At 71.3% G+C, this 10,639-nt stretch carries 13 protein-coding genes and 1 tRNA gene; 11 read left to right on the top strand and 3 right to left on the bottom strand.

Features of this window, described 5'->3' with window-relative positions; all coding sequences use genetic code 11:
* From VF468_02185 to VF468_02175, 3 genes are all read left to right on the top strand, one after another.
* On the top strand, window positions 1-268 hold a 268-nt coding region (locus VF468_02185), incomplete at its 5' end, for a YceI family protein (protein ID HEX5877124.1).
* Window positions 269-662: 394 nt separating this feature from the next.
* Entirely contained in the window at window positions 663-1,244 is a 582-nt protein-coding gene (locus VF468_02180) for a GreA/GreB family elongation factor (protein ID HEX5877123.1), read from the top strand.
* A gap of 136 nt (window positions 1,245-1,380) precedes the next feature.
* Window positions 1,381-1,635 carry a hypothetical protein gene (locus VF468_02175; GenBank protein HEX5877122.1) on the top strand — a complete coding sequence of 85 codons (255 nt, stop codon included), beginning with the start codon at window positions 1,381-1,383 and terminating at the stop codon, window positions 1,633-1,635.
* A gap of 69 nt (window positions 1,636-1,704) precedes the next feature.
* On the opposite strand, the gene VF468_02170 is transcribed toward VF468_02175, so the two are convergent.
* Window positions 1,705-2,037 (bottom strand): cupin domain-containing protein, encoded by a 333-nt coding sequence (locus tag VF468_02170; GenBank protein HEX5877121.1) that lies wholly within the window; start codon window positions 2,035-2,037, stop codon window positions 1,705-1,707.
* Between the two features lie 350 nt (window positions 2,038-2,387).
* On the opposite strand from VF468_02170, the gene VF468_02165 reads away from it, so the two are divergent.
* Window positions 2,388-2,753, top strand: coding sequence for a 4a-hydroxytetrahydrobiopterin dehydratase (locus VF468_02165; GenBank protein ID HEX5877120.1), 366 nt, complete (start codon window positions 2,388-2,390; stop codon window positions 2,751-2,753).
* A gap of 122 nt (window positions 2,754-2,875) precedes the next feature.
* On the opposite strand, the gene VF468_02160 is transcribed toward VF468_02165, so the two are convergent.
* On the bottom strand, window positions 2,876-3,583 hold the full coding sequence (locus tag VF468_02160) for a helix-turn-helix domain-containing protein (protein HEX5877119.1): 708 nt from the start codon (window positions 3,581-3,583) through the stop codon (window positions 2,876-2,878).
* Window positions 3,584-3,668: 85 nt separating this feature from the next.
* Between VF468_02160 and VF468_02155 the strand changes: the two genes are divergently transcribed.
* The 7 genes from VF468_02155 (at window position 3,669) to VF468_02125 (ending at window position 10,264) form a co-directional block, all read left to right on the top strand.
* Entirely contained in the window at window positions 3,669-4,103 is a 435-nt protein-coding gene (locus VF468_02155; GenBank protein HEX5877118.1) for a hypothetical protein, read from the top strand.
* 99 nt (window positions 4,104-4,202) lie between these two features.
* Window positions 4,203-4,820, top strand: a complete 618-nt coding sequence (folE, locus tag VF468_02150; GenBank protein HEX5877117.1) for a GTP cyclohydrolase I FolE — start codon at window positions 4,203-4,205, stop codon at window positions 4,818-4,820.
* Window positions 4,821-4,848: 28 nt separating this feature from the next.
* Window positions 4,849-6,105 carry an FAD-dependent oxidoreductase gene (locus VF468_02145; protein HEX5877116.1) on the top strand — a complete coding sequence of 419 codons (1,257 nt, stop codon included), beginning with the start codon at window positions 4,849-4,851 and terminating at the stop codon, window positions 6,103-6,105.
* A gap of 153 nt (window positions 6,106-6,258) precedes the next feature.
* Window positions 6,259-7,365 (top strand): transaldolase, encoded by a 1,107-nt coding sequence (gene tal, locus VF468_02140; GenBank protein ID HEX5877115.1) that lies wholly within the window; start codon window positions 6,259-6,261, stop codon window positions 7,363-7,365.
* A gap of 1 nt (window position 7,366) precedes the next feature.
* Window positions 7,367-7,843: a hypothetical protein gene (locus VF468_02135; GenBank protein ID HEX5877114.1), complete on the top strand. Its 477-nt coding sequence runs from the start codon at window positions 7,367-7,369 to the stop codon at window positions 7,841-7,843.
* A 1-nt stretch (window position 7,844) separates the two neighbouring features.
* Entirely contained in the window at window positions 7,845-9,659 is a 1,815-nt protein-coding gene (locus VF468_02130) for a glycoside hydrolase family 15 protein (protein ID HEX5877113.1), read from the top strand.
* A gap of 528 nt (window positions 9,660-10,187) precedes the next feature.
* Window positions 10,188-10,264: transfer RNA gene (locus VF468_02125), tRNA-Val, on the top strand.
* 14 nt (window positions 10,265-10,278) lie between these two features.
* On the opposite strand, the gene VF468_02120 is transcribed toward VF468_02125, so the two are convergent.
* Window positions 10,279-10,639 (bottom strand): tyrosine-type recombinase/integrase (locus VF468_02120; GenBank protein ID HEX5877112.1); only part of this gene is annotated, 361 nt, incomplete at its 5' end.

Genomic DNA, 10,639 nt, shown 5'->3' with positions numbered 1-10,639 from the left:
CATCCGGCCCGGCGAGGGCGAGACCGAGTGGAAGGTCGACGGCGAGCTCACCATCAAGGGCACGACCCGCCCGGTCACCGTGGAGGTCGAGTTCCTGGGCGGCGCCATCGACCCCTGGGGCAACCAGCGGATCGGCTTCTCGGGCGTCGTGGCCAAGGTCAACCGGGAGGACTGGGGCCTGACCTGGAACGCCGCCCTGGAGACGGGCGGGTTCCTGCTCTCCAAGGACGTCCGCCTAGAAATCGAGGCCGAACTCGTCAAGAAGTAACCAGCACCTGGGGACATCGGCCGGTGCCGGGCTGTCCGCCCGGGCACCGGCCGATCGCTAGGGGCATGCTCGCGGAACCGGACGTGGATCGCGCGGTGGTGGCCGCCGCTACCCGGCCGATCGCCGGTCTGCAGGAGCGCTGCCCCGAGTTCCTCGGCATGGAACCTCATGCAACTCGAGCGGCGGCTACATCGCCCCGCCAGCCTCCCGCCGCGTCCAGTGTCGGAGGCCACCTTAAGCATTACTTTATTTGTTATATTAGCAATGAAGTGATACTGTTGACTGAACTGCATGACCGGGCAGGCGCAGGTAGGTAGCCGGTCGCGATCGCAGTTCCGCTCCGGCGCCCGCCGATGGTGTGGAGCGGCTCACTTCAACCTCCAAGGAGGCATGGATGGCACGCACCGCAGATCACCGGGGTGGCAGCCCCCGCACGGCGGACGGCGGCCAGCGTCGGCCTCCCCAGGAGCAGCGGGCGCCGGAGCCGGAGGCTCCTGTCGTCCTGACCCCGGAAGGACAGCGGCGGCTGGCAGTGCGGGCCACCTGGCTGGCCACCGAGCTGGTCCCGAGGCTCGCGCACCACCAGGCGGGGTGGGCCAGCGGGGAGTACGAGCAAGCCGTGAGCGAACTAGCCCGCCTGACCAGAATCCTCGGCCAAGCCAGGACCACCGACGAGCTGCCACCCGAGGATCCCGGCATCGTCGAGCTCGGGGACGAGGTGGTGGTCGAGTTCGCCGCCGGCGATGCCGAGCGGTTCCTGGTGGTCGACCCGGTCGAGGCCCCGCTCGACGACGTGCGCATCTCGGTCGAGTCGCCGCTGGCCCAGGCCCTGGTCGGCCGCCGGGTCGGTGAGGAGGTCGAGGTCAACGCTCCTGCCGGTCGCTACCGGTGCCGCATCGTTACCACCGGCCGGTACCAGACGGCGGCGCCGCCGTGGCCCAAGACCAGCCCATCCCGGCCAAGGCCTACTGGCTGAGCGGTCCCGACAACCACCACCAGCACCCTTCCCCACGGCACCAACGCGCTCGGGCCAGCGGTCCAGCATCGATCGCCGGACGGGCGGGACCCCTCGACAACTGGAGGCCGGGTGCCACGACGAAACGGAGGTTCCCATGGCGCTGAAGTGCGTGACCTGCGGCCTGCTGTTCCGCAGCCGCAACGAACTCGACTGGCACATCCGGCAGGAGCACCTGCAACAGCGGCTCCCGCCGACCAGGGACAGCCGCCGCCGTGCGCGGCTGCGCCCCAGGACCGGAGGGGAGCGGCATGTATCAGCGGTGAGGAAACCGGACATACGGGTGCGGCGGGTCTACGAGCAGCCGAGCCCGGCGAACGGTACCCGGGTGCTGGTCGACCAAGGGAGCTGACCAAGGACCGAACCGTGACGCTCCTCACCGCGACCAAGCGCCTCGAGATCGACCGGCGTCGCCCGACGGCTACGGGAGCTTGGCGACGGTGAGCAGGACGGCCGAGTCCTCGAGGGCATGCAACGTGTGCCGCGCCCTGGGAACGATGAGGAGGTCGCCGTCGCGTCCCTCCCACTCGGCGGCGTCGGCAACGAGCCGTACCCGTCCCCCCAGAACCTGGACGGTCGCCTCGCCGGGATTCTCGTGCTCCGACAGCGCCGACCCGGCGGTCAACGCGATGAGCGTCTGCCGCAGCACATGCTCATGCCCACCGTAGACCGTCTCGGCGGCGCGGCCGGCCGGAGCGGTCGCTGCCGACTTCATCAGTACGCGGGTACGCGCCTCGAGCGAGAACTTCTCCATATCGCCAGTGTGGTCACCTAGCCGATCGACCGTCAATCACAAGTATGGTCCGTATCTGGCCGCCACCTGCGAGGCGGCCAGATACGCACGCTGCTGCGACCAGATTGAGTCCGCGGTCGCTCGAGGGCGTTACGCGCCCGGCAGTTGGATCGAAGTGTCGTTTGCGACCCTGGCTTACACGCCGTTTCGCTCCCTTGGGGTCGATCTGGCAGGATCGTGGTGAATAGGGTTGTCCATGAAGTACAACTTATCTTGCTGGCCAAACAATTAAGTGGTACTCTCCTTGTGGATCCTCCGTATGACATCGACGACCACGAGCGACCGTCGCGGAGGAGCGCAAGGAGGCCACCATGACCACCATCAGCGAGGCGGAGCTCTTCCACGCCCTGCCCGGCTGGCAACGCTACGGCAACCGCATCGAGAAGACCTTCACCTTCGACGACTTCGGTGCTGCGGCGCGGTTCGTCGGCCGGATGGCCGATGACGCTGCCGTTGCCGGTCGCCAGCCTGCCATCGACCTCCGCTGCGATTGCGTCACCGTTGCCTTCGCCCCACGGGACGGCAGCACTGTGACCCTGGACGATGTGGCCGTGGCAAGCCGCATCCAGCGGCTCCTCGGCGACCACCGCCACCCGGTCGGCCGGGCCGGCCCCTGGAGTCCCGGCGGGCTGCTGGCCTGCAGGCGCCCGCGTCCAGTTGGTCAGGCCGGCCCCTGAACGCGGCCGGGTCACTTGCCACATGAGGTGGTGCGACGTCGGCACGCACACCCGCCCATCCGGTCCGATGGTGTGCTGAGACCCAACAGTGGGGCTCGCCCGCGATAGCCCGGATCGGCCGCTCAGCTGGCGCGGGTCAAGGTGACGCAGCAGCGTCCGGGCTGTGGGTCCAGCACCGCCCGGACGGTCGGCGGGTCGCCGTCGACCTGGTGGGTGAGGGCTTGGAGCATGGCGTGGTTGGCTCCGCAGACCAGCTCGCGGTGCCGGGCGGCGATGCGGTCGAAGGGGCAGTTGCGCAGCCGGATGGTGCCGTCGGGGTCCTGGTAGGGCTCGTAGCCGCGGGCGGCTAGCACCTGGCGGACGGCGGCGAGGACCTGGTCCGGGTCGCCGTCGGGCGCGGTCCGGCCGGCCGCCTCGGTGCCGAGCTCGGCGCCCAGGGCGGCGGCGGCGCGGTTGAGGGCGGCCTTGGCGGCCCCGGAGCGGTCGGCCTCGAAGGCGCCGGCGAGGAGCTCGGCCAGGGCGGCGTAGTCGCGGGCGGGCAGGCTGAGCTCGAGCGGGCGGTCGGCGCGGACGTAGTGCTTGGCCGGGCGGCCGGCGCCCGGTCCGCGGCGGCTCCCGCGCCGGTGGTAGCGGGGCTCCAGCAGGCCGTCCTCGACGAGCTTGTCGAGGTGGTAGGCGGCCAGGGGCCGGCTGATGCCGGCGGCCTGGGCGGCCTCGTCCCGGCTGACGGGGACGCCGCGGTCGGCCACGTACCGGTAGAGGGCGCGGCGGATGGGGTCGCCCAGGCCGGCCAGGCTGGTGAGCTGCTGATCAACGTCAGTAGGATCCATACGTCCATTCTAAAACAAAAGATTCTTGACAGCTAGCCTCAGCCCGTCTATAACAAAGATAAGCTAGTGATAGAGGAGGAAGGGCATGACCACCATCAACACCGTCCGTTCTCACAACACGTCCGTCCGCGACAACCCCGCCTACCAGGCCTACCTAACCCTGCGGGTCGGGTTCGTGGTGGCCCCGATCCTGTTCGGGCTGGACAAGTTCACCAACCTGCTGACGGACTGGACCGCCTACCTGGCACCGGCCATCGACCGCCTGGTCCCAGGCAGCGCCACCGGCGCGATGCTGGCCGTCGGCGTCGTCGAGATCGTCGCTGGGCTTGTCGTGGCCGTCCGGCCCAAGATCGGCGGCTACCTGGTGGCCGCCTGGCTGGCCGGGATCATCGGCAACCTGCTGCTGCTCGGCGACCACTACGACGTCGCCCTGCGCGACTTCGGGCTGCTGCTGGCCGCCTTGGCCCTGGCCCGGCTCGCCACCGCCTTCCAGCCCACCCACGACACCGACGCCGCCTGACGACGCCCGCAGAGCGGGCGGCGTTGCCGACCAGCCAACGCCGCCCGCCTGCGCACTCGACCCCTGAAAGGATCCGACGTGTCCGCTGCCGCCCACCTCATGCCCGAGGAGCCCACACCGCTCGGCAGCCGCCCGAAGCTGGAACTCGTGGGCCGCTCCCCAGCGGTCGACCTGGTCCGGGCCGAGCGGGCGGTGGCCGAGCTGCTGGCCGCGCTCGGCCAGGACCCGACCTCGGAGGAGCTGGCGGAGACGCCGCGGCGGGTCGCGGCCAGCTACGCCGAGCTGCTCACCCCGGCCCCGTTCACCCTGACCAGCTTCCCCAACGACGAGGGCTACGACGAGCTGGTGCTGGCCAGGGCCATCCCGTTCTCATCGCTGTGCCAGCACCACCTGCTGCCCTTCACCGGGATCGCCCACGTCGGCTACCTACCGGCCGGGCGGATCCTGGGGCTGTCCAAGCTGGCCCGGGTGGTCGAGCTGTTCGCCCGCCGCCTGCAGCTCCAGGAGCGGCTCACCACCCAGGTCGCCAACTGGCTCCAGACCCAGCTCGAGCCCAAGGGCGTCGGGGTGGTGCTGGAGGCCGAGCACCTGTGCATGACCCTGCGCGGCGTCCAGGCAACCGGCGCCCGCACCGTGACCTCGGCCCTGCACGGCCGGCTGCGCGACGACCCGCGCTCGCGGCAGGAGTTCCTCGCCCTCACCCGCACCGCCACCTGAACCATCCGCCCCACCACCAGGAGTTCCCATGACCGCCACCCCCACGTCCACATTTGTCATCGTCGGTGCCGGCCTGGCCGGCGCCAAGGCGGCCGAGACCCTGCGCGCCGAGGGATTCGACGGCCGCCTGCTGCTGCTCGGCGAGGAGCCCGAGCGGCCGTACGAGCGCCCGCCGCTGTCCAAGGCCTACCTGCGCGGCGAGACCGACCGCGACAGCCTCTACGTGCACCAGGAGGAGTTCTACGCCGTCCACGAGATCCAGCTGCGCCCCTCCACCCCGGTCCGCGCGATCAATCCGGCCGGCCACCAGCTCCAGCTCGCGTCCGGCGAGCAGATCAGCTACGGGCGGCTGCTGCTGGCCACCGGGGCGGCGCCGCGCCGCCTGGCCCTGCCCGGGGCGGACCTGGACGGCGTCCACTACCTGCGCAGCCGCCGCGACGCCGACGCCCTGGCCGCCGCCGCCGCCCGGGCCGAGCACGTCGTGGTGGTCGGCACCGGCTGGATCGGCAGCGAGGCCGCCGCCTCCCTGCGCCAGCTGGGCCGGGAGGTGACCCTGATCGGCCCGGACCCCACCCCGCTGGCCCGGGTGCTCGGCCCCGAGATCGGGCGTGTCTACCGGGACCTGCACGCCGACCACGGCGTCCGGCTGGCTCTCGGCACCCGGGTCGCCGGCTTCCGCGGCCACGGCCGGGTCGAGACGGTCATCACCAGCGACGGCCGCACCTTCGACGGCGACCTGGTGCTGGTCGGCGCCGGCGCCGTCCCGCGGACCGAGCTGGCCGAGGCGGCCGGGCTGCCCGTCCGGGACGGGGTGCTGGTCAACGAGCAGCTGGAAGCGGTCGGAGCAGCCGGAGTGTTTGCCGCCGGCGACGTGGCCGCCGCCTGGCATCCCCGCTACCAGACCCACCTACGTGTTGAGCACTGGGCCAACGCCCTCAACCAGGGCCCGGCCGCGGCCAGGAACATGCTCGGCATCCCCACCCCGTACGCGCGGCTTCCCTACTTCTACTCCGACCAGTACGACCTGGGCATGGAGTACTCGGGGCTGGCCGTCGACTGGGACCGGGTGGTGGTCCGGGGCGATCTAGCTGCTCGCACGTTCATCGCCTTCTGGGTCAAGGACCAGCGGGTGGTGGCCGGCATGAACGCCAACATCTGGGACGTCACCGAGTCTGTCCAGACCCTGATCCGCGGCGGCCGGCCGGTCGACCCGGCGCGACTCGCCGACCCCGACATCCCCCTGGACCAGGTGACCAGCGAGCTGGTGACAACGAGCACCCGATGATGACCATGCTGCACCAACCCCATGACCGCTACGGCCAGAGCCCGTGGCTGACCACTGCCCCCGCGGCGACGTCACCGGCGACCACCCGCTGTGGCACCGGGTCCCAAACCGATGTGTTCCCCGGCCGGCACGACCAACGAGAGAAGTGATGACATGACCAAGCTCCAGCGCCTCTACAACGAGCAGGGGCAGAGTCCCTGGCTCGACAACCTGACCCGGGTGTATCTCCGCGACGGCACGCTCGGTCGGCTGGTCGCTGACGGGATCCGGGGGGTGACGGCCAACCCGACGATCTTCGCCAAGGCCATCGAAGGCTCCGACGCCTACGACGAGCAGTTCGCGGCGCTGATCGCCCAGGGGCGTCCGGTGCTGGACGCCTACTGGGACCTGGTCGTGGACGACATCGGCGACGCCCTCGGCGTGCTGCGACCGACCTTCGATGCCAGCGCCGGCACCGACGGGTTCGTGTCGGTCGAGGTGGCACCCGAACTGGCCCGCGACACCGACGCCACCATCGCCGCCGCCCGCCAGCTGCACCAGCGGATCGCCCAGCCGAACCTGTTCGTGAAGATCCCGGCCACCGGCGAGGGCGTGCCCGCCATCCAGGCGATGATCGCCGAGGGACGCAGCATCAACATCACCCTGATCTTCTCCCTGGCCCGCTACGCCGAGGTGGTCGACGCCTACCTGGCTGGGCTCGAGACCCTGGCCGAGGGAGGCGGTGGCCTGGCGTCGGTGCACAGCGTGGCGTCGTTCTTCGTCAGCCGGGTCGACACCGAGGTCGACCGTCGCCTCGACGCCATCGGCACCGGCGACGCGCTGGCATTGAAGGGCCAGGCCGCGGTCGCCCAGGCCAAGCTCGCCTACCGGCTGTTCCGTGACCGCTTCGCCGGCGCACGGTGGGAGCGGCTGGCGGCCCGGGGGGCGCAGGTGCAGCGACCGCTGTGGGCGTCGACGTCGACCAAGAACCCCGCCTACCCCGACACCCTGTATGTCGACAGCCTCATCGGGCCCGACACGGTCAACACCCTGCCAGAGGCGACCATCGCCGCATTCGAGGACCACGGCACCCTCGCCCGTACCATCGACAGCGGTGCCGACCACGCCGGCACGGTGATGGACAGGCTGGCCGAGGTCGGTGTGGATATGGACGACGTCGGCCGCACCCTCGAGGACCGGGGCGTTGCCGGTTTCCACCAGTCGTTCGCCCACGTCCTCCAGGCCCTCGAGAGCAAGGCGCGCCAGCTGGCGCCGCGCTGACATGGACTGGGCTGGGTGGGCGCTGTTCGGCCTCGTCGCCACCGCCGCCCTGACCGCGGTGATGATCGTGGCCCAGCTGGCCGGGCTGACCCGGCTCGACCTGCCGCTGCTGCTCGGCACCATCGTCACCGAAGATCCCGACCGGGCCCGGGTCGCCGGGTTCTTCCTCCACCTGGTGATCGGACAGGGGTTCGCCCTGGGCTATGCCGCCAGCTTCTCGCTGCTGGACCGGGCCAGCTGGTGGCTGGGCGGGCTGCTCGGGCTGCTCCATGTCGCGGTCTCCCTCACCGTGTTCGTCCCGCTCCTTGAGGGCGTGCACCCGCGCATGGCGTCGCACCGGGCCGGTCGATCATCGACCGCGGTGCTGGAGCCGCCCGGGCTGGGTGGCCTCAACTACGGCGGCCAGACCCCCCTCGTCACCATCGCCGCCCACCTCACCTACGGCGTCGCCCTCGGCCTGCTGCTCGGGGCCCGCTGACATGCGCCAATGGTTCCCCAGTGCCGGCGAGGCGGCCCGGCCCATCGAGGACTACGGGCTGCTCGGTGACACCCGTACCGCAGCCCTTGTCGGCTCCGACGGCGCCATCGACTGGCTGTGCGTCCCCCGCTTCGACGGCCAACCCGTGTTCGGCCGCCTGGTCGGCGGGCCGGCGGCGGGCACCTTCCGCATGGGGCCAGCCGAAGCGGCCATGGTCACCGTCCGCCGCTACCGACCCCACACCGCCACCCTTGAAACAACCTGGGACACGCCGGGCGGGCGGCTCACCCTGACCGAGGGGATGGTCGCCGACGTCACCGGCCGGCTGCTGCCGTCCAGCCTGCTGGTGCGCCGGCTCACCGCCACCGGCGGCCCGGTCGAGGCCGTGATCGAGTTCGATCCCCGCCTCGGGGAGCACCACCGGCCGCCGCGCGTCGAGCACCGCGGCGACGTCGTGGTGTGCAGCTGGTCGACCACCGCGCTGGCGCTGCGCGCATCGCCGCCGCTCCGCCTTCAAGCCGGACGACCGGTGAGGTTGGTTGTCGCGCCCGGTCAGCCCGTCACCCTCGCGCTCAGCGTCGCCGACCGCGAACCGCTGATCTACCTCGACCCCGACGCGGCCTGGGCGGCGCTGGAGGCCGACGAACAGGGCTGGCAGACCTGGTGTGCCGACATCGACGGCGACCTCCCGCACCGCGACGCGGTGGCCCGCAGCCTGCTCACCCTGCGGCTGCTGACCTACTCCCCGTCGGGCGCGCCGGTCGCGGCACCGACCACCTCGCTCCCCGAAGACCCCGGCGGGATCCGCAACTGGGACTACCGCTACGCCTGGCCCCGCGACGCCAGCATCGGCATCGGCGCCTTCCTCGGCGTCGGCAAGCACGACGAAGCCCGCCACTTCCACGCCTGGCTGCTCCACGCCAGCCGCCTGGACCGGCCCCGCCTGCCCGTCCTGCTCACCCTCCACGGCCGCCACCCAACCGCGGAACGGGAACTTGACGGCTGGCCCGGCTACGCCCACAGCCGCCCGGTCCGCGTCGGCAACGGCGCGGCCAACCAGCACCAGCTCGACGGCTACGGCTGGGTCCTGGACGCCGCCTGGCTCCTCACCCGCGCCGGCCAGCGGCTCTACCCCGAGACCTGGCGGGCCATGCGCGGCTTCGCCGACCAAGTCGCGGAACGGTGGCGTGAACCCGACGCCGGGATCTGGGAGATCCGCGGCGATGGCGCCCACCACGTGCACTCCAAGCTCATGGCCTGGCTCGCCCTCGATCGTGCCCTGCGCATCGCCTCCACCCGCCGCACCCCGGACTCCCAGGTCGCGCGATGGCAGGCCGAGCGCGACGCCATCGCCGCCCAGGTCACCTCCGCCGGCTTCAACCCCGAGCGCGGCAGCTACACCCGCAGCTACGGCTCCAACGACCTCGACGCCGCCGTGCTCGTCCTTCCCCTCCTGGACCTCGAACCACGCGACTCGCCCCGGGTCCGGGCCACCATCGCGGCCGTACGCCGCGAGCTCAGCGCCGGCGGCCCCCTGCTGTACCGCTACCCGCCCGGCCAGGACGGCCTGCCCGGCACCGAAGGCGCCTTCCTCCCCTGTTCGTTCTGGCTGGTCCAGGCCCTCGCCAGCACCGGCCGCGTCGACGAAGCAGCCCAGCTGTTCGCCGACCTCCTGGAGCTCACCAACCCGCTCGGCCTGCTGCCCGAGGAGATCAACCCCACCAACCACCGCTACCTCGGCAACTACCCCCAAGCCCTCACCCACGCCGCACTCATCCAGGCCGCCCTGGCCATCCGCGACGCCCACCCCGACTGACCAGCCGCATCGTCGCCAACATGGCCACCACCTTCGCTCAGTGGACGCGGGCCGAGCACCTGCATTGCGTCCGGGGCTCTGCCCTGCGTCGCAATGCAGTGTCTGCTCGGCACAGGGCTCGGGTTGACCGGATGCTCCGCCCAGCGCAGGGCGACCAGCTCGCCCCAGCGCATCCCGGTCAGAGCGGCGACCAGGATCAGGCCTCGGTAGCGGGTGGCGGCGGTGCGGCCGGCGTGCTCGATCGCCCGTCGCTCCGCCTCGGCGCGGCGCATGATCATGATGGGGAAGATGCCGGGCCGAGCGCTGGTGGATGCCGTCCTGGTAGCGCTCGTGGGGGTGGCGGGGAGAGGGTGGGACAATCACCATCCAGGCCACTACCATGCCTCCGTGTCGCAGGTCACCGATGACTCGCGACCCGCACGCCGGATGAGTTCCTACTGAGTTCCGGATGAGGAGGCCCCAGAGAACATCGCCTCGCTGACGCAGGACGCACACAAACGTGGTCCTACCAGCGAGAACGCACCACTTGGGCGTGTAGCTCAGCTGGCCAGAGCGCGTCGCTTACAACGACGAGGTCACAGGTTCGAGCCCTGTCACGCCCACCAACCAAACCGCCAGGTCACAGCCTGTGCGGCGGCGGTGGAGATGCGCCTTCCGGCTGCGAGCCGCCCGCCTGGTCCGTCTCTGGTCCGTCAGAGTGTGCGGGCCGGCGTGCCTGGGAGAGTGCATGAAGGGCGTCCAGGCGGTCCCGGAGCGCCTGATCCGCGTCCGGATAGAGATGGCCATAGCGATCCAGGGTGAAGCTGACCGAGGTGTGCCCGGCCCGAGCGGCGACCTCCTTGGGATTCGCCCCGGCCGCAATCCACAGCGCCACGGCCGTATGCCGCAGGTCGTGAATGCGCAGCCCATCCAGCCCGGCCGCTCTGGTCGCCGGCCGCCAGATGCGATGCCGGAATCCAACCAGCCGCAACGTCCCACCT

This window comes from Actinomycetota bacterium, from assembly GCA_036280995.1.
GTDB lineage: Bacteria > Actinomycetota > CALGFH01 > CALGFH01 > CALGFH01 > CALGFH01.
Note: the sequence above shows the minus strand (reverse complement) of the source record. Positions and strands in the feature narration are given on the sequence as shown.

What these genes read in the sequence shown, in the direction of transcription:
- VF468_02180 (HEX5877123.1), top strand. Translation starts at nt 663, where the DNA reads ATGGCACGCACCGCAGATCACCGGGGTGGCAGCCCCCGCACGGCGGAC.
- VF468_02175 (HEX5877122.1), top strand. Translation starts at nt 1,381, where the DNA reads ATGGCGCTGAAGTGCGTGACCTGCGGCCTGCTGTTCCGCAGCCGCAAC.
- VF468_02170 (HEX5877121.1), bottom strand. Translation starts at nt 2,037, where the DNA reads ATGGAGAAGTTCTCGCTCGAGGCGCGTACCCGCGTACTGATGAAGTCG.
- VF468_02165 (HEX5877120.1), top strand. Translation starts at nt 2,388, where the DNA reads ATGACCACCATCAGCGAGGCGGAGCTCTTCCACGCCCTGCCCGGCTGG.
- VF468_02160 (HEX5877119.1), bottom strand. Translation starts at nt 3,583, where the DNA reads ATGGATCCTACTGACGTTGATCAGCAGCTCACCAGCCTGGCCGGCCTG.
- VF468_02155 (HEX5877118.1), top strand. Translation starts at nt 3,669, where the DNA reads ATGACCACCATCAACACCGTCCGTTCTCACAACACGTCCGTCCGCGAC.
- folE (HEX5877117.1), top strand. Translation starts at nt 4,203, where the DNA reads ATGCCCGAGGAGCCCACACCGCTCGGCAGCCGCCCGAAGCTGGAACTC.
- VF468_02145 (HEX5877116.1), top strand. Translation starts at nt 4,849, where the DNA reads ATGACCGCCACCCCCACGTCCACATTTGTCATCGTCGGTGCCGGCCTG.
- tal (HEX5877115.1), top strand. Translation starts at nt 6,259, where the DNA reads ATGACCAAGCTCCAGCGCCTCTACAACGAGCAGGGGCAGAGTCCCTGG.
- VF468_02135 (HEX5877114.1), top strand. Translation starts at nt 7,367, where the DNA reads ATGGACTGGGCTGGGTGGGCGCTGTTCGGCCTCGTCGCCACCGCCGCC.
- VF468_02130 (HEX5877113.1), top strand. Translation starts at nt 7,845, where the DNA reads ATGCGCCAATGGTTCCCCAGTGCCGGCGAGGCGGCCCGGCCCATCGAG.